14 protein-coding genes and 1 pseudogene are annotated in these 17263 nt (G+C 67.2%); 13 read left to right on the forward strand and 2 right to left on the reverse strand.

Annotated elements, in window-relative coordinates; genetic code table 11:
• Positions 1 to 129: 129 nt before the first annotated feature.
• On the reverse strand, positions 130 to 1833 hold the full coding sequence (locus U5805_RS00890) for an ATP-dependent acyl-CoA ligase (RefSeq protein ID WP_322101541.1): 1704 nt from the start codon (positions 1831 to 1833) through the stop codon (positions 130 to 132).
• A gap of 282 nt (positions 1834 to 2115) precedes the next feature.
• On the opposite strand from U5805_RS00890, the gene U5805_RS00895 reads away from it, so the two are divergent.
• The 7 genes from U5805_RS00895 to U5805_RS00925 all read left to right on the forward strand — a co-directional run bounded on the left by U5805_RS00895 (position 2116) and on the right by U5805_RS00925 (position 9050).
• Positions 2116 to 3042 carry a LysR family transcriptional regulator gene (locus tag U5805_RS00895; protein WP_322101542.1) on the forward strand — a complete coding sequence of 309 codons (927 nt, stop codon included), beginning with the start codon at positions 2116 to 2118 and terminating at the stop codon, positions 3040 to 3042.
• A 199-nt stretch (positions 3043 to 3241) separates the two neighbouring features.
• The gene (locus U5805_RS00900) at positions 3242 to 3967 is read left to right on the forward strand and encodes a 2OG-Fe(II) oxygenase (protein WP_322101543.1); all 726 of its coding nucleotides are present in this window, start codon (positions 3242 to 3244) and stop codon (positions 3965 to 3967) included.
• Positions 3964 to 4671 carry a 2OG-Fe(II) oxygenase gene (locus U5805_RS00905; RefSeq protein WP_322101544.1) on the forward strand — a complete coding sequence of 236 codons (708 nt, stop codon included), beginning with the start codon at positions 3964 to 3966 and terminating at the stop codon, positions 4669 to 4671. Before U5805_RS00900 ends, U5805_RS00905 begins: the two co-directional genes overlap by 4 nt.
• Before the next feature lie 225 nt (positions 4672 to 4896).
• Positions 4897 to 5937 carry a DUF2891 domain-containing protein gene (locus U5805_RS00910; RefSeq protein WP_322101545.1) on the forward strand — a complete coding sequence of 347 codons (1041 nt, stop codon included), beginning with the start codon at positions 4897 to 4899 and terminating at the stop codon, positions 5935 to 5937.
• A 310-nt stretch (positions 5938 to 6247) separates the two neighbouring features.
• Positions 6248 to 7804, forward strand: coding sequence for a methyl-accepting chemotaxis protein (locus tag U5805_RS00915; RefSeq protein ID WP_322101546.1), 1557 nt, complete (start codon positions 6248 to 6250; stop codon positions 7802 to 7804).
• 270 nt (positions 7805 to 8074) lie between these two features.
• Positions 8075 to 8476, forward strand: a complete 402-nt coding sequence (locus U5805_RS00920; protein WP_322101729.1) for a VOC family protein — start codon at positions 8075 to 8077, stop codon at positions 8474 to 8476.
• Between the two features lie 172 nt (positions 8477 to 8648).
• A complete protein-coding gene (locus U5805_RS00925) occupies positions 8649 to 9050 on the forward strand; it encodes a 5-carboxymethyl-2-hydroxymuconate Delta-isomerase (protein ID WP_322101547.1) in 402 nt (133 codons plus the stop codon).
• Positions 9051 to 9066: 16 nt separating this feature from the next.
• Here U5805_RS00925 and U5805_RS00930 read toward each other — a convergent pair whose 3' ends face one another.
• Complete coding sequence (locus U5805_RS00930) at positions 9067 to 9486, reverse strand: VOC family protein (protein WP_322101548.1); 420 nt, start codon at positions 9484 to 9486, stop codon at positions 9067 to 9069.
• Between the two features lie 324 nt (positions 9487 to 9810).
• On the opposite strand from U5805_RS00930, the pseudogene U5805_RS00935 reads away from it, so the two are divergent.
• The 6 genes and pseudogenes from U5805_RS00935 to U5805_RS00960 all read left to right on the forward strand — a co-directional run bounded on the left by U5805_RS00935 (position 9811) and on the right by U5805_RS00960 (position 17260).
• Positions 9811 to 10979, forward strand: a pseudogene (locus tag U5805_RS00935) (GNAT family N-acetyltransferase).
• 255 nt (positions 10980 to 11234) lie between these two features.
• On the forward strand, positions 11235 to 12239 hold the full coding sequence (deoC, locus tag U5805_RS00940; protein ID WP_322101549.1) for a deoxyribose-phosphate aldolase: 1005 nt from the start codon (positions 11235 to 11237) through the stop codon (positions 12237 to 12239).
• 18 nt (positions 12240 to 12257) lie between these two features.
• A complete protein-coding gene (locus U5805_RS00945) occupies positions 12258 to 14639 on the forward strand; it encodes an aldehyde dehydrogenase family protein (RefSeq protein ID WP_322101550.1) in 2382 nt (793 codons plus the stop codon).
• A 70-nt stretch (positions 14640 to 14709) separates the two neighbouring features.
• A complete protein-coding gene (locus U5805_RS00950) occupies positions 14710 to 15180 on the forward strand; it encodes an RbsD/FucU family protein (protein ID WP_322101551.1) in 471 nt (156 codons plus the stop codon).
• Between the two features lie 5 nt (positions 15181 to 15185).
• Positions 15186 to 16148 carry a ribokinase gene (gene rbsK / locus U5805_RS00955; protein ID WP_322101552.1) on the forward strand — a complete coding sequence of 321 codons (963 nt, stop codon included), beginning with the start codon at positions 15186 to 15188 and terminating at the stop codon, positions 16146 to 16148.
• Positions 16149 to 16210: 62 nt separating this feature from the next.
• Complete coding sequence (locus tag U5805_RS00960) at positions 16211 to 17260, forward strand: ABC transporter permease (RefSeq protein WP_322101553.1); 1050 nt, start codon at positions 16211 to 16213, stop codon at positions 17258 to 17260.
• Positions 17261 to 17263 lie beyond the last annotated feature (3 nt).

A 17263-nucleotide genomic window follows, 5' to 3' on the forward strand; every position in this document is an offset into this window, starting at 1 on the left:
CCGTGGGGCGGCGCCTTCAATGGGATGCTGCGTTATGCGAGCGCGCGTGTCTCCTCGCGCGATATCGTTGTGCCTGCTTTTTGTGGGCCTGGCTTCGTGTCGTGGCGGCTGCGCCGGCGCGTTCCCCTTTTATGAGCGTTTCAACCGGTAGCCCGAGCTTTCGAGGTCCCAGGCCGTTGCCGTGATGCCGATCTCGCGCAGCTTGTACTTCTGGATCTTGCCGTTCTCCGTGCGCGGCAAGTCGGCAACGAAGTCGAGATAGCGCGGCACCGCGAAATAAGGCAGGCGCGGCTCGCAATAGCGGATCAGTTCGAGCGCGTCGAGCGTTTCGCCCGCGCGCAGCACGAGCGCGGCCATCACTTCGTCTTCGGCGAATTCGGATTTCACGGCGAACACGGCGGCCGTTTCCACGGCGGGATGGCTGAGCAGCACTTGCTCGACCTCGAACGACGAGATGTTTTCGCCGCGACGGCGGATCGCGTCCTTCAGCCGATCGACGAAACGGTAGTAGCCGCCCGCTTCGCGCACCACGCGGTCGCCCGTGTGGAACCACAGATTGCGCCATGCCTCCACGGTTTTTTCGGGCATGTCGAAGTAGCCGCTTGCGAACGCGAACGGTTCGTCGGCGCGCACGATCAGCTCGCCCGCTTCGCCGTCGGGCACTTCGCGGTCGTTGTCGTCGACCACGCGCGCGTCGAAGCCCGCGACGAGCTTGCCCATGTAGCCCGGCTTTTGGTCGCCGATGCCGCCGCCGATCACGAAGTTGGTTTCCGTCGAACCATAGCCGTCCAGCAGCGCGATGCCGCAGCGGTCGGTGAATTCCTGCTGGAAGTGGCCGGGCACGCCGGGCGCGAGCGCGATGCGCACGCGGTGCGCGCGTTCGCGCGGTTGCGCCTCGCGGCCGAGCAGGATCGGCACCATCGCGCCGAGCACGTAGGTGACGGTGGCGCGGGTCTCGATCAGCGCGCCGAAGAAGCCGCTCGCGGAGAAGCGGCGGTCCGCGACGAGTTCGGCGTCGTGCGTGAGCGCCTGGAAAAAGGCGTTGAGCGCGTTGGTGTGAAAGAGCGGCAGGCAGGTGTAGAGCACGTCGCCGGGAACGACGCCCAGGTGGTTGGCCGTGTGGCGCGCCCACCAGTAGAACTGCGCGTGCGGGCAGATCACGCCCTTCGAAAGCCCCGACGTGCCCGAGGTGTAGAGAATCGCGAGCGCTTCGCCGTCGCCGATGGGCGCGGCGGGCAGCGGCTCGCCGCGCGGCGGCAGCGGTTGCGAGCCGATCGCACCGGCTTCGGGCGTACCGGCTGCGTGCATACCGGCTGCGGGCGTAGCGGCTTCGGGCGTAGCGGCTTGGGGCGCGGTGGTTTCGCGTTCGCTGCCCGCCTCGCTCTCGATCAGCCAGATCGATTCGAGCGCGAGCTTGCCGCGTTCGAGCGCATGCACGGCGCCGACCAGGTGCGTTTCCGCGACCATCAGCTTCGCGCCCGAATTGGCCAGGATGTGTTCGAGCTGCATGCCGCGCGAGGCGGTGTTGATGGGCACGACCACGGCGCCCAGCCAGCCGCAGCCCAGCACGATTTCCATGAATTCGCTGCGATTGGTGCAGAGCAGCGCGACGCGGTCGCCGCGGCGAATGCCGTGCTGGGCGAGCGCGCCCGCGCGCCGCGCGGCGATGTCGAGCGCTTGCGCGCCGCTCCAGCGCAGCTTGCGGTCGGAGAACAGCGGCGCCGAGCCGTTGCGCCGCGCACGCGCCGCGAGCAGGGCGGGCAGCGTAAGGGCGGGTGCGCTTTGCGCCGGGGCTTCGGCGCCGAGCGTCGCGCTGTCGTCAATGCTGCCCATACGGCTTTTCTCCTCGTCGAATAATGGGGTGAGTCTGGTTGCCGCACCGGTTATCTGTCAAATTCATCAATATTATTGGCGGCATAAATACGGCTGATTTTGCCGCGCGCGCGTTGCGGCGCGTTCCATCGCATTCAGCGGCGCGAAATAGTTGGGAATCCCAATCAAAATGCCGATGCGAAATGCGCGCGTTGACAGTGCGCGTGCGTTTCGCCGATCATGCGTACCATTGATGAATTCGCGCCGCGCCAATCAGCGGCGTCGATATGTGAAACACGTGTGATGACTTCCATCGACCATATCGATCTCAATCTGCTGCGCGTGTTTCAGGCGATCGTCGAGGAACGCAGCTTGACGAAGGCCGGCGAGCGGCTCGCGCTTTCGCAGCCCGCCGTGAGCTATTCGCTCGCGCGTCTGCGCACGCTGTTCGACGACACGCTGTTCGTACGCACGCGCGCGGGCATGCAGCCTACGCCGGTCGCGCTCGAACTCGCGGAAATCGTCGGGCGCGCGCTCGATTCCGTGCGCGAGGCGCTGCGCTACGCGGAGCGTTTCGATCCCGCAACCAGCACGCGCACGTTCCGGCTTTCGCTCTCCGACGCGGGCGAAATGGCGTATTTGCCCGCGTTGTGCGCGGCGCTGCGCGAGGTTGCGCCGCGCGTGAAACTGCAAGTGGAGCCGCTGCCGGTCGAGCAGATCGAGGAAGCGCTGCGCTCCAGCCGGCTCGATTTCGCCGTGGGCAATTTGCCCGCGCTGCTGCCGCGCACGCGCCACATGCTGCTGTTCGAGGAGGACTACGTGTGCATGACGCGCAAGCGCGAGCGCCTGCCGCGCGGCTCCGCGCTCACGCTGGAGCAGTTCGTGGCGGCGGCGCATGTGCAGGTGCGCTCGTTCGAGCACAGTCATCACGCCGTGGACGACGCGCTGCGCGCGCAAGGCGTGGGCCGCAACATCGCGCTCGCGCTGCCGCATTTCGTGGCCGTGCCGGGCGTGCTGGCGGCCACCGACCTCATGGCCACGCTGCCCGAACGGCTCGCGCACATCCTCAACCGCTCGGGCACGTTTCGCATTTACGCGCTGCCGGTGCATCTGCCGAAAGCGCCGGTGACGATGCACTGGCACGAGCATTTCGACGAGGACGAAGGCATTGTCTGGCTGCGCGGCCTCATGGCCGATCTGCTGGCCAACGTGGAAAAGCTGCGTATCTGAAGTGCGGCGTGAATCACGGCGCGAATCGCAGCCCGAATCACAGCCCGAATCACAGCCCGAATCACAGCCCGAATCACAGCCCGAATCGCGGCGCGAATCACGGTGCGAATCGCAGCCCAAATTGCAGCGCAAGAAGCGGATCGGCGGGCGGCGCGCCTTCGCGTAAGCTTTTCGAACCTCATGCACCGAACTGAATTCGATGATCACCGAAACCGCGAGCGCGCAACCGGGCGCTTCCCGCTCTTATAACTGGCCCGCGATAGAAGCGTCGCTGGACGCGCACGGCCACGCCGTGTTGCCGCGCGTGCTGAGCGCCGCGCAGTGCGCGCGGATTGCGGCGCTCTATGCGCGCGACGACTGCTTTCGCTCGCGCATCGTGATGGCGCGGCACAACTTCGGGCGCGGCGAGTACAAGTATTTTTCGTATCCGTTGCCGCCGCTGCTGCACAAGTTGCGTCACGCGCTGTATCCGCATCTCGCGCCCATCGCGAATCGCTGGAACGCGCAAATGGGTATCGAAACGCGTTATCCCGCCGAACTCGACGCGTTTCTCGACGACTGCCATCGCGCGGGGCGGACGCGCCCCACGCCGCTGATCCTCGAATACGGCGCGGGCGACTACAACTGCCTGCATCAGGACCTGTACGGCGACCATGTGTTTCCGCTGCAAATCGCCATGCTGCTTTCGCAACCGGGACGCGACTTCGAAGGCGGCGAATTCGTCATGACCGAAAGCGCGTCGAACGGCCAGCGCGCCGAAGTGATCGCGCTCGCGCAAGGCGACGCCGTGTTGTTCGCGGTGAATCAACGGCCCGCGGCGGGCAGGCGCGGCGGCACGCGCAAAGTGGCGATGCGTCATGGCGTAAGCCAGATTCGCAGCGGCAAACGCCATACGCTCGGTTTGATTTTTCACGACGCACGATGAATGCCATCGAACGCACCTTGGGCCGGCTTGACGGGAACGCGCTGGCCGCTCGACTCGGCAGCGAAGGGTACGCGGTGTTGCCGCGTCTGCTCGATGCCGACGAGGCGCGCGAACTCGCGCGCGCCGCGATCGCGGCGAACGCCTCGCGCCGCGTGCTGCTCGAAGCCGTCGAGCTTGGGCGCGGCGAGATGTTTGACTTCGGCGCCGCCTTGCCCGCGCCGCTGGCCGCATGGCGGCGCGCGTTCTATCGTGCGCTGGCGCCGGTGGCGAACCGCTGGAACGAGGCGTTGGGCGCGGCGTACCGCTATCCCGCCGAACTCGACGCCTTTGCCGAACAGCAGCGCGCGGCGGGGCAAACGCGCGCGCAGTCGTACGCGAGCCGCTTGCGCGCCGGGGACTTTCTCGCGCTGCATCAACGCAGCGAAGGCGAGCCGGTGTTTCCGCTGCAAGTCGTGGCGCTGCTGTCGGAGCCGGGCAACGACTTCGCGGGCGGCGAATTCGTGATGACGGAACAGCGGCCGCGCATGCAGTCGCGCCCGATGGTCGTGCCGCTCGGTCTCGGCGACGCGGCCATCATCGGCACGGCGCAGCGGCCGTTCGAAGGCGCGAACGGGGTTTATCGCGTGAATCTCAAGCATGCGATCAGCCGGGTGCGCGAGGGCGAGCGAGTGGGCATCGAGCTGGCATTTCACGAAGGGCGATAGCCGTCGCTATCGCGCGATTGCACTGCCGCAATTCGCCGCCGGTCAACTTGCGCAACTAACTGCCCGATTCGGCCAACGCACATGACGTACGCGATGTGCGCGACGTGCGCGTTGGCGGCAACCATCCCGGTCGTTGCCGTGATTGCCGCCGGCGCGCTAGGACTTTCTCCGGCAAACGCCTTATGCTGCGGTTCTGCTTCGCTTTACCGTTTCGATGAGGCCACGATGACCACCACCACACCGCCCCGGCTCACCGCCGCGTATGCTTCCCGATTCGCGACGCTCGCGCTCGCGCATCTCACGCGCGAGTATCCGAACAAGCTCACGCATTGCCTCGAAGGCCCGCAGGACGTGCAAAGCCCGCGCGCGCTGCATCCCGTGTTCTACGGCAGCTACGACTGGCATTCGTGCGTACACGGCTACTGGCTCGTGCTGCGTCTGCTCGAACGCTTTCCCGATCTGCCCGAGGCCGCGCGTATCGTCGGCGTGGTGGACGCGCATTTCACCGAGGCGAACATGGCCGGTGAAATGGCCTATCTCGACTTGCCGCACAATCGCGGCTTCGAGCGTCCGTATGGCTGGGCGTGGTTGCTCGCGCTCGCGGCCCAGGTGAATGCGCTTGCGCAGCCGGCATCGCGGGCGCTGCCGCAGGCCGCGCGCTGGCAAACGGCGCTTGCGCCGCTCACCGAAACCTTCGTCGCGCGTTTCGAGGAATTTTTGCCGAAGGCCACCTACCCGCTGCGCGTGGGCACGCACTTCAACACGGCGTTCGCGCTCACGCTGGCGCTCGACTTCGCGCGCGCCAACGCGCGCCCGAAACTGGCGGCGCTGATCGAGGAAACCGCGCGGCGCTGGCACACGCACGACGCCAACTGCCAGGCGTGGGAGCCGGGCGGCGACGAGTTTCTTTCGCCCGCGCTCAGCGTGGCCTTGCTGATGAGCCGCGTGCTGGGCGCGCAGGACTTCGAGCCTTGGTTCACGCGCTTTTTGCCGAACCTGGCTGCGCGCGAACCGGCCACGCTGTTTACGCCGGCCACGGTTGCCGATCGCAGCGACGGCAAGATCGCGCATCTGGACGGCCTGAACCTCAGCCGCGCCTGGTGCCAGCGCGCGCTCGCGCGTGCGCTGCCCGCGCACGACGCACGCGTGGCCGTGCTCGAAGCGGCGGCGCACACGCATCTGGCGAGCGCGCTCGATCACGTGGCGGGCGACTACATGGGCGAGCACTGGCTCGCCACCTTCGCGACGCTCGCGCTCGAAGCGTAAGCGATGGCGATGGCGATGGCGTGAGCGCAGGCGCAATCGCCCAGCCCACGCCGCCCAAGCCGCCCAAGCCGGGGAAAGCCGCAACAGCAGCATCGAACGTCATCGCGTAAACCCGCAGAGCATAGCGCTCGCGCGCAAACGATTGGCGTTGCTAACGATCGTCTTTCTTTCAAAAGCCTATAAAGTCCGGCGTTTTTTTGCCGTTGTCATGACAGACGCCGGCCGGATGCCACGGCGAGCGCGTCGCATCACAATTGCCGATGACGACTTCGGGCGCGCACGAGAAGGCCGCCCGTGGAGAGAGACGAGGATGCTTCATAAGCTGTCGATACGCGCGAGCCTAACCCTGATGATCGCTTTTTTCGGCGTCGTTCTGCTGATCGGGGCCGCCACCGGATTGCTGTCGATGCGCGCGGGCAACGACGCACTGCGCACGATGTACACGGTCGACACGCCCGCCGTCGCCGATCTCGAAGGCAGCGCCGGCCAGTTGCTGCGTCTGCGCCTCGCGCTCGCCACTTATGCGTCGCTTGCCGATCTCGGCGACCAGAAGGCGGCGGATGCCGTGCTCAAGCGCTTCGATCAATATCTAAGGACTTCGAACGAACGTCTCGATCACTATCTGTCGATCGCGGGCAAGAGCGAGGATTCGAGCCTGATCGACGACATGCAGGCCAAGCGCAACGGCTTCCTGCACGACGGCGTGGAGCCCGCGCTCGCGGCGCTCAAGTCGGGCGACAAGGCGGCGTTCCAGGAATTGCAGGGCCACAAGCTGCCCGCGCTCTACAACCATTACGAAAAGGCGATGCTCGTGCTGGAGCAGCGTCAGATCGATCACGGCGCGCAGCGCTATCAGCGCGCGCAAGACCGCTTCAACCTGGTGAGCGCGGTCGTGGCGTTCGGCATGGCGGCCTCGCTGTTGTGCGCGTGGCTCGCGCGCGTGGCGTTGATGCGCGCGATCGTGCATCCCGTCAACGCGGCCATCGCGCAGTTCCAGCGCATCGCGGCGGGGGATCTGAGCGGCGCGGCGGCGGCCACGAGCAACAACGAAATGGGCCGTCTGCAAGCGGCGCTCGGGCAGATGCAGGCCTCGCTCATCACGATGGTGAGCAGCGTGCGGCAGGGCGCCGAGTCGATCGACAGGGGCGTGAGCGAGATCGCGTCGGGCAACACCGACTTGTCGCAACGCACCGAGGAACAGGCTGCGTCGCTCGAACAAACCGCGGCGAGCATCGAGCAACTGACGTCCACGGTCAAGCAGACCGCCGAGAACGCACGCGAGGCGAGCACGCTCGCGCAAGGCGCCTCGGGGCTCGCCGCGCGCGGCGGCGATCTTTCGCGCGAAGTGGTGGGCACGATGCAGCATATCGTGGGCGATTCCCGGCGTATCGGCGAGATTGTCGGCGTGATCGAAACCATCGCGTTCCAGACCAATATTCTCGCGCTCAACGCGGCCGTGGAAGCGGCGCGCGCGGGCGAGGAAGGGCGCGGTTTCGCCGTGGTCGCGAGCGAGGTGCGCTCGCTCGCGCAACGCAGCGCGGCGGCGGCGAAGGAGATCAAGGAACTGATCGAAGCGTCGACGGCGCGCGTGGAAAGCGGCGCGAGCCTCGTGCAGCGCTCGGGCTCGACCATGGGCGAGATCGTCGATGCGATCGCGCGCGTTTCGTCGATCATGGGCGAGATCGCCTCGGCGGCTTCGGAACAGAGCACGGGCATCGATCAGGTCAACGTGGCCGTGGGCCAGATGGATCTCGTCACGCAGCAGAACGCGGCGCTGGTCGAACAGGCTTCGGCGGCGGCTTCGTCGCTGGAAAGCGAGGCGCACCGGTTGAGCGCGGCCGTTTCGGTGTTCCGCATGGCGCATTGAAGCGGCCCGCGCGAAGGCGCAAGCGGCAACCCGGCAGCAACCCGGCGGCAATCCGACAGCAACCAGGCGGCAATCCCGCATCGGCACCGGCACCGGCATCGGCATCGGCATTGGCATTGGCATTGGCATTGGCATTGGCATTGGCATTGGCACCGGCACCGGCACCGGCATCGGCGCCGGTATCGGCATCGGCACGAGGATGCAACGAGGCGCGCGGCAGGCGGCATCGACGGTTATAGTGCCGGATTAGCACTCATGACTGGATTGACGATGCAGCTACTCGATCACGTTTCGATCGGCGTGCCGGACCTGGACGCCGCGCGCCCGTTCTACGATGCGGTCATGCACGCGCTCGGCGCGGCCAAGGTCTACGACCGGCCGCAAGCGCTCGGCTACGGCGAGCGCTGCGACGCCGCCGACACGCAATCCACCTGCCTCGCCGTCTATCTGGACGCCGCCGCGATCGACCCCGCCAACAAGCGTCACTGGTGCTTCAAGGCGGCGACGCGCGCGCAGGTGGATGCATTCCACGCGGCGGGCCTCGCGCACGGCGGCCGCTCGGACGGCGAGCCGGGCCTGCGCGCGCATTATCATGCGCATTACTACGGCGCATTTCTCGTCGATCCGGCGGGCAATCGCGTCGAGGCGGTGTGCCATGCGGCGGCGGCCTGATCGACTCGGCAGCCGGGTTTGAAAATCGCGCGGCGCGCGCGGCCATTGTGGTGTGGCACGCGCACGAGGACGCGCACGGGCACGGGCACGGGCACGGGCACGAATCGGCGCGCGCAGGTTGTTCGCTACACTAGGCCACTAGGCGGAAAACACCGATTGGAGCGAGACAGCCATGCCCCACTGCATCGTCGAATACACCGACAACCTTGGCGAAGCCGCGCGCATTCGCGTGCTGCTCGAACACCTGGCCGCGCGCTTTCGCGACTCGGAAGGCGTGTTTCCCGTAGGCGGCGTGCGCGTGCGCGCCATTCGCCTGACCGAATACGTGATCGCCGATAACCAGGGCGACGACGCGTTCGTCAACATCACCGTGAAAATCGGCGGCGGGCGCGACGCGGCGTTCAAGAAGCGCTTTTTCGGCGCGATGTTCGAAGCCGCGAAAGCGCATTTCGAGCCGGTGTTCCAGAGCCGCCCGTTCGCGCTTTCGCTCTATGTCGAGGAAGCCGACGAGGACGGCTCGTTCAAGGCGAACACGATCCATGCGCGGTTGAAAAACGCGGCTTCGAAGGCATGACGCGCGCGGCACGCTTTCAGTTGTCGAACGTGCCGCGATATTCGGGCGCGGCGTCCACGCGCGTGTTCATCTCGAACATCACGCCGCCCGGCGCGCGGCAAAAGAAGCGCGAGCCGCGCCCGTTGTTGAACACGCCCGTTTCCATCCGCACGCCGTCGGCCGAAAAGCGTTCGTAGAGCGCCTGCACGGCTTCGAAACTCGGCAACTCGAATCCCACGTGAAAATTTTTCGGCCAGACGGGTGCTTCGGCATCCTTATCGGCGCTCGTGTCGTCGATCACCACGTCGTAGCCGGGCCGCTTGAGGATATAGGAGCGGTCCCACTGGCCGGAAATCGTAAAGCCGAGATAGCGCTCGAAAAACGCGGCCGTCGCGGCCGTATCGGAAGAAGGAAAGCTCAAATGATTGAGCTTCATGGTTTGCGTCACGTCGTTCATGTTCGAAGTCCTTGGCTGAAAGGGCGGCGGTTCGATGTGTGCCGCCCGAGGACTTCAGAATATAAGCAAATGCTCGCATTCGAAACTCGCATTGACCGCTGGCGCGCGGCGTGCGCAACGCCTTGCGGAACGGGGCGTCGCGGCCTTTCATCAAGCGTTTTGCGATGGTTTATTCGCATTTTCAGGCGGCGCGCGGCGCATGCGACGCGGTTTTGGTGGCCCCAATGCGCGTGCGCCGTGTGGACCTTTTCATGGGACCACGGCTGCGCTAACGTAGCGCGATCGCAACGAGGTCGCGCAACGCGCAAGAGGAGTGTGTCACGCATGGCAGCACGAACCAACGAATACGGCCAGCCGGTAGGCGCCGAAATGCACGGCTGGCAGCCGCGCGAGCGTCCGGGGCGCGTGACGCTCGAAGGGCGCTTTAGCCGCGTCGAACCGGTCGACGTCGAACGCCATGCCGCGGACCTCTTCGACGCCTACAGCGCGGCCGCCGACGGTCGCGACTGGACCTATCTGTTCGCGGAACCGTTCGCCGATTTCGCGGCGTTTCGCGCGTATCTCGCGAAGCTCGCCGCATCGAGCGACCCGTTCCATTACGCCGTGATCGACCGCGCGAGCGGCAAGGCCGTGGGCACGTTCGCGCTCATGCGCATGGAGCCCGCGCACGGCGTGATCGAAGTGGGCAGCGTGGCGTTTTCGCCGCTGCTCAAGCGAACGCCCGTTTCCACCGAAGCGCAATTTCTGCTGATGCGTTACGTATTCGACGATCTCGGCTACCGGCGCTACGAATGGAAATGTGACAGCCTCAACGCGCCCTCGCGCAAGACGGCGCTGCGTCTGGGCTTCGAGTTCGAGGGCATCTTCCGCCAGGCGATCGTCTACAAGGGCCGCAGCCGCGACACGGCGTGGTTCGCCATCATCGACCGGGACTGGCCGCGCGTGAAAGCCGCGTTCGAAACATGGCTCGCGCCCGCGAACTTCGACGCCGAAGGGCGCCAACGCGCGTCGCTCGCCGCGCTGCGCGAAGCGGCGGCGCGATGACTTCGGCCGCGCGCACCGTGATTCGCGAGATCGCGCCCGCCGACCGCGAGGCATGGTTCGCGCTCTGGGCCGGCTACAACGCGTTCTACGAAACCGAGGTTGCGCCCGCCATCACCGAGCGCACGTGGGCGCGCCTTTTCGACGCGAACGTGCCGCTATTCGGCCGCATTGCCGAACGCGACGGCCGCGTGGCGGGGTTCAGCCTGAGCGTGCTGCATGAAGGGACGTGGGTCGCAACGCCCGTCTGTTATCTGGAAGACCTGTTCGTCGATCCCGCGTGCCGGGGGCAGGGCATCGGCCGGCTGCTCGTCGACGATCTGATCGCCTTGGCGCGCGAGCGCGGCTGGTCGCGCCTCTACTGGCATACGAACCGCAGCAATCCCGCGCGCAAGCTCTACGACGAATACGCGCAAGCCGACGATTTCGTGCGCTACCGGCTGTCGTTCTGATGCGTTCCGCATGGGCGAGCGCTCGCTCGCCCGTTCCCGCCTTTCACATGGCTCGCCCGGCGCCGTGAGCGCCATCGTCCCCGCGCGCGACCTCATAACAGCGTTTTTTGCTGCTGAGCACGCTTTAGCATGGTTTTGCCCGCGCGCCTAGTTGGGATTGTAACGAGCATTGTCACGATCATTTCACAGGTATAGGATGATCGCGAATAAACCATCACGGTTTGGTGTGCATTGCACAAATTCGCCTCTCAACCTATGTCAGAAGCCTCTGTGAACTCCCTCGTCGTGCTGCACGGCGCCGCTGCCGGGCACGCGGCCCGCAATGCGGGCGTGCCGTTCGACGCCGCGTGGCTCGACGGCCTGCGCGTGAACCAGTCGGCGGTCGAGCGCCGCACGGCCACGCTCGGCACGCGCCGCGCCGTCAAGAAGGACGCGCAGGCGGCGTGGCTGCTGAAAGCCGTCACCTGCATCGACCTCACCACGCTCAGCGGCGACGACACCGAAGGCCGCGTGCGCCGCCTGTGCACCAAGGCGCGCCAGCCGGTGCGCGCCGACTTGCTCGCCGCGCTCGGCATGGCGCCGGAGTCGATCCGCACGGGCGCGGTGTGCGTCTATCACCGCTTCGTGGGCGCCGCCGTGGACGCGCTCGCGGGCAGCGGCATTCCCGTCGCCGCCGTGTCTACGGGTTTCCCCGCCGGGCTGAGCCCGCACGCGCTCAAGCTCAAGGAGATCGAAGCCTCGGTGGCCGAGGGCGCGCGCGAAATCGACATCGTGGTGACGCGCGAATACGTGCTCACCGGCAACTGGCGCGCGCTCTACGACGAAGTGCGCGACTTTCGCGCGGCGTGCGGCGAGGCGCATCTCAAGACGATTCTCGCGACCGGCGACATCCGCGTGCTGTCGAACATTGCGAAGGCGTCGATGATCTGCATGATGGCGGGCGCGGACTTCATCAAGACGTCAACGGGCAAGGAAGGCGTGAACGCCACGCTCGACGTTTCGCTCGTGATGGTGCGCATGATCCGCGAATACGGCGAGCGCACCGGCGCGCGCGTGGGCTTCAAGCCGGCAGGCGGCGTGTCCACGGCGAAGGCGGCGCTCGCCTACCAGATTCTTATGAAGGAAGAGTTGGGGCGGCCGTGGCTCGAACCGGACCTGTTCCGGTTCGGCGCGTCGAGTTTGCTCGCCGATATCGAGCGCCAGCTCGAACATCACGTGAGCGGACGCTATTCGGCGTTCCAGCGCCATCCCGTCGCTTGAGTGGAAACTGAATCGAACATGAGCGTAGCCGAGTATTTTCGAACGATGGATTACGGTCCCGCCCCCGAGGACGATCAGCCCGTGCGCGCGTGGCTCGCGCAGCACGAAGGCGCGTTCGGTCATTTCATCGACGGCGCCTGGCGCTCGCCCGCGAGCGGCGCGCGCTTCGAGGTGCGCTCGCCCGCCACGGGCGACGTGCTCGCGAGCGTGGCGCAAGGCGACGCCGCCGATATCGACGCGGCCGTGGCCGCCGCGCGCGCGGCGCAGCCCGAGTGGCACGCCGCCGGCGGCGCGGCGCGCGCGCGTCATCTGTATGCGCTCTCGCGCATGGTGCAGCGTCACAGCCGCCTCTTCGCGGTGCTGGAAGCGCTCGACAACGGCAAGCCGATTCGCGAGACGCGCGACATCGACGTGCCGCTCGTCGCGCGCCATTTCCTGCATCACGCGGGCTGGGCGCAGTTGCAGGAAAGCGAGTTCGCGGGCTACGCGCCGCTCGGCGTGATCGGCCAGATCGTGCCGTGGAATTTCCCGCTGCTGATGCTCGCGTGGAAGGTGGCGCCCGCCATCGCGCTCGGCAATTGCGTGGTGCTCAAGCCCGCCGAATACACGCCGCTCACGGCGCTGCTGTTCGCGGAACTCGCGCAGCGCGCGGGCTTGCCGAAGGGCGTGCTCAACGTGGTGACGGGCGACGGCGGCACGGGCGCGGCGCTCGTCGATCACGCGGGCGTCGACAAGATCGCGTTCACGGGCTCGACCGAAGTGGGCCGCCAGATCCGCACGGCCACGGCCGGCACCGGCAAGTCGCTCACGCTGGAGCTGGGCGGCAAGTCGCCGTTCATCGTGTTCGAAGATGCCGATCTCGACGGCGCGGTGGAAGGCGTCGTGGACGCCATCTGGTTCAACCAGGGCCAGGTGTGCTGCGCGGGTTCGCGCCTGTTGGTGCAGGAAGGCGTGGAGGCGCGTTTCATCGAAAAACTCAAGCGCCGCATGGCGACGCTGCGCGTGGGGCCGTCGCTCGACAAGGGCATCGACATCGGCGCGATCGTCGACCCGGTGCAGCTCGAACGCATCGAGTCGCTGGTCGAAGCGGGCAAGCGCGAAGGCTGCGACGTCTGGCAGCCGCCCGCGCTGGCCATGCCCGCCGGCGGCTGCTTCTATCCGCCGACGCTCGTGACCCGTATCGGCCCGGCCTCCACGCTTGCGCAGGAAGAAATTTTCGGCCCGGTGCTGGCGGCCATGAGCTTTCGCACGCCCGAGGAAGCCGTGGCGCTCGCCAACAACACGCGCTACGGGCTTGCCGCCAGCGTGTGGAGCGAGACCATCGGGCGCGCGCTCGATATCGCGCCGCGCCTGCAATGCGGCGTGGTGTGGATCAACGCAACCAATCTGTTCGACGCGAGCGTGGGCTTCGGCGGTTATCGCGAGTCGGGTTTCGGGCGCGAAGGCGGCCGCGAAGGCGCGTACGAATACCTGAAGCCCGCAAGCTGGAGCAAGCTGCCGATGCGCGCGGCGCGCGTGGCGCGTGCGCCGCGTTCCGGCGACGCCGCCCCGGCCGGCGCACTCGATCGGACTCCGAAGCTTTTTATCGGCGGCAAGCAGGTGCGCCCGGACAGCGGCTACTCGCACGCCGTGCATGCGCCGAACGGCGCGTGGGTCGGCGAAGTGGGCGCGGGCAGCCGCAAGGACGTGCGCGATGCGGTGGCCGCCGCGCGCGGCGCGCAGAAGTGGACGCAGATGAGCGCGCACGGCCGCGCCCAGGTGCTGTACTACCTCGCGGAAAACCTGAGCGCGCGCGCCGAGGAATTCGCGCAGCAGCTCACGCGTCGCGCGGGCCACGACGCGCGCGATGCGGAGCGCGAAGTCGCCGCCGCCATCGACCGGCTGTTCAGCTATGCCGCATGGGCCGACAAGTTCGACGGCGCGGTGCATACGCCGCCGCTGCGCGGCGTGGCGCTCGCGATGCACGAAGCCATTGGCGTGATCGGCGTGGCGTGTCCCGACGAAGCGCCGCTGCTCGCCTTCGTCTCGCTCGTCGCGCCGGCGCTGGCCATGGGCAATCGCGTGGTGGCGCTCGCGAGCGAGGCAAGCCCGCTTGCCGTCACCGACTTCTATCAGGTCGTGGAAACCTCGGACGTGCCCGCGGGCGCGCTCAACATCCTCACGGGCGAACGCGCGGCCATGCTGCCCGCGCTCGCGAAACACGACGACGTGGATGCGCTCTGGTGCTTCGGCCCGGCGACGGATGCGGCGCTGGTCGAACGCGAGTCGGCGGGCAATCTCAAGCGCACGTTCGTCGATCACGGCAAGCAGATTGACTGGTTCGAGCGCACGAGCGCAGGATTGCCGTTCCTGCGCCATGCCGTGCAGGTGAAGAACATCTGGATACCGTATGGCGATTGAGCGCGCCTCGCGGGCGCGAACGGCGAGCGCATGACGCGCCGCTCAAAAAAACGCAGAGATGGAGACAACGATGCTTAAGAACCTCGACCCGCTTCTGAACGCCGACGTCCTGCAAGCGCTGAGCGCGATGGGGCACGGCGACGAAGTCGTCGTTTGCGACGCCAACTTTCCCGCCGATTCGGTGGCGCGCGCCACTGTCACGGGCAAGCTGCTGCGCATCGACGGCGCGAGCGCCCCGCGTGCCGTGCGCGCGATCCTCTCGGTGCTGCCGCTCGACACGTTCGTCGAAGCGCCCGCCATGCGCATGGAAGTCGTCGGCGAGCCGCAGACGGTTCCCGCCGTGCAGCGCGAGGCGCAAGCCGAAGTGGATGCCGCCGAAGGCCGCCCCACGCCGTTCGCTTCGATCGAACGCCACGCGTTCTACGCGCGCGCCCGCAAGGCGTACTGCGTGATCGCCACAGGCGAGGCGCGCGGCTACGGCTGCTTCGTGTTCACCAAAGGCGTGCTGCTCGCGCCCGACGCGCCCGCCGCGAAGGAGTGAGCGCGATGGCGCACGACAATGCAGCGGGCGGGAACGGCCGGGTGGTCATTCTCGGCATCTTCGTGACCGATCTGGCGTTTCGCGCGGCGCGCATGCCCGTGATCGGCGAAACGCTGGCCGGGTCGGCGTTTGCGATGGGGCCGGGCGGCAAGGGCTCGAACCAGGCCGTGGCCGCCGCGCGCGCCGGCGCGCAGGTGGTGTTTTGCACGCGCGTGGGCGACGACGCCTTCGGCGAGATCGCGCGCAAGACGTGGGCGGCCGAAGGCATCGCGGCGCGCACGCAGCCGGTTGCGGGCGTGGCCACGGGCGCGGCGCACATTTTCGTCGACGAAACCACGGGCATGAACGCCATCATCGTCGCGCCGGGCGCGGCGGGCACGATGAGCGAGACCGACGCCGACGCCATCGAAGCCGATATTTCGCAATCCCAGGTATTCGTCACGCAACTGGAGCAGCCGCTTGCGGCCGCGCGGCGCGGGCTCGAACTCGCGCGCCGCCACGGCGTGACGACCGTGTTCAATCCCGCGCCGGCCATGGCGCTGCCCGACGACATCTTCCCGCTCTGCGACTACGTGACGCCGAACGAAACCGAAGCGGCCGCGCTCACCGGCATCGAAATCCGCAACCCCGACGACGCCCGCCGCGCCGCCGACGCGCTGCTCGCCAAGGGCGCGGGCGCGGTGATCGTGACGCTCGGCGAAGCGGGAGCGCTCTTGCATACGCGCGAGCAATCGGTGCTGCTGCCCGCGTTTCAGTGCGGTCCGGTCGTGGAAACGGCCGGCGCCGGCGACGGTTTCACCGGCGGCTTCGCGGCGGCGCTCGCGCGCGGCGACGACGCGCTCGCGGCCACGCGCTTCGGCTGCGCGCTCGCGGGCATCTCGGTGACGCGCGCGGGCACGGCGCCTTCCATGCCCACGCGCGAGGAAGTGGAAGCGGTGCTCGCGAACGCGGCGAGCGAAGCGCATTGAGGGCGTACCGGCGGTTTCGCGCGCATCGAAGCGCGGCACCCCACGCAAAAGGAATCGGAACGATGAAGTCTGCCTTGTTTGCGAAATGGTTCGGCGACCGGCAACTGAATTTTCTGCTGGCCGTGAATCTGCTCGTGGTGCTGGTGGCGATCGGCGTGTCGCACGGCCAGTTCGTCGGCATCGACAATTTGCAGTCGATGGGCGCGCAACTGCCCGAAGTCGCGCTGCTCGCGCTCGGCATCATGCTGTCGATGCTTTCGGGCAACGGCGGCATCGACCTCTCGGGCGTGGGCCTCGCGAATCTTTCCGGCATGATCGCCGCGCTCGTGGTGCCGCATTTCGTGAGCGGCGACGACTCGCCCGTGCTCTACACCGCGCTCTTTTGCGCGATCGTCGTGGGCATGGGCTTGATCGGCGGGCTGCTCAACGGCATCGTGATCGCGCGGCTCGGGCTCACGCCCATTCTCTGCACGCTCGGCACGCAGTTGCTGTTCACGGGTTTCGCCGTGGCGCTGAGCAACGGCGCCTCCGTACACGTGGATTACGTGGAGCCGCTCGCCGACATCAGCAACGGCACGTTCTTCCAGGTGCCGATTTCGCTGATCCTGTTCGTGGCCGTGGTGGTGGTGCTCGGCTGGCTGCTCAAGCGCACGCCGTTCGGCCTGCGGCTCTATCTGATGGGCACGAATCAGCGCGCCGCGTTCTATGCGGGCATTCCGCGCGCGCGCATGCTCGTCATGACTTATGCGATGTGCGGCGTGCTCGCCTCGCTTGCCGGGCTCGTGAGCGTCTCGCACACGCTGAGCGCGAAGTGGGACTACGGTAACTCGTATCTGCTGATCGCGATTCTCATTGCGGTGATGGGCGGCGTCGATCCCGCGGGCGGCTATGGGCGCATCATCTGCGTGTTTTTCGCGGCCACGGTGCTGCAATTCCTGTCGAGCCTGTTCAACCTGATGGGCGTTTCGCAATTCTTCGGCGACTGCGCGTGGGGTTTCCTGCTGCTGGCGTCGCTTGCCTTCGCGGGCGGCGAGCGCGTGCGCGCGATCTTCGGCACGGCGAAGTCCGCAACGGCCGGCAAGCCCGCGCGGAAAAAACCGGCGTCCGGCTAACGC

It is taken from the genome of Paraburkholderia sp. J41, assembly GCF_905220235.1.
GTDB lineage: Bacteria > Pseudomonadota > Gammaproteobacteria > Burkholderiales > Burkholderiaceae > Paraburkholderia.

Coding starts and splice junctions, on each gene's coding strand:
- U5805_RS00890 (WP_322101541.1), bottom strand. CDS start 1,833: ATGGGCAGCATTGACGACAGCGCGACGCTCGGCGCCGAAGCCCCGGCG.
- U5805_RS00895 (WP_322101542.1), top strand. CDS start 2,116: ATGACTTCCATCGACCATATCGATCTCAATCTGCTGCGCGTGTTTCAG.
- U5805_RS00900 (WP_322101543.1), top strand. CDS start 3,242: ATGATCACCGAAACCGCGAGCGCGCAACCGGGCGCTTCCCGCTCTTAT.
- U5805_RS00905 (WP_322101544.1), top strand. CDS start 3,964: ATGAATGCCATCGAACGCACCTTGGGCCGGCTTGACGGGAACGCGCTG.
- U5805_RS00910 (WP_322101545.1), top strand. CDS start 4,897: ATGACCACCACCACACCGCCCCGGCTCACCGCCGCGTATGCTTCCCGA.
- U5805_RS00915 (WP_322101546.1), top strand. CDS start 6,248: ATGCTTCATAAGCTGTCGATACGCGCGAGCCTAACCCTGATGATCGCT.
- U5805_RS00920 (WP_322101729.1), top strand. CDS start 8,075: ATGCAGCTACTCGATCACGTTTCGATCGGCGTGCCGGACCTGGACGCC.
- U5805_RS00925 (WP_322101547.1), top strand. CDS start 8,649: ATGCCCCACTGCATCGTCGAATACACCGACAACCTTGGCGAAGCCGCG.
- U5805_RS00930 (WP_322101548.1), bottom strand. CDS start 9,486: ATGAACGACGTGACGCAAACCATGAAGCTCAATCATTTGAGCTTTCCT.
- deoC (WP_322101549.1), top strand. CDS start 11,235: ATGTCAGAAGCCTCTGTGAACTCCCTCGTCGTGCTGCACGGCGCCGCT.
- U5805_RS00945 (WP_322101550.1), top strand. CDS start 12,258: ATGAGCGTAGCCGAGTATTTTCGAACGATGGATTACGGTCCCGCCCCC.
- U5805_RS00950 (WP_322101551.1), top strand. CDS start 14,710: ATGCTTAAGAACCTCGACCCGCTTCTGAACGCCGACGTCCTGCAAGCG.
- rbsK (WP_322101552.1), top strand. CDS start 15,186: ATGGCGCACGACAATGCAGCGGGCGGGAACGGCCGGGTGGTCATTCTC.
- U5805_RS00960 (WP_322101553.1), top strand. CDS start 16,211: ATGAAGTCTGCCTTGTTTGCGAAATGGTTCGGCGACCGGCAACTGAAT.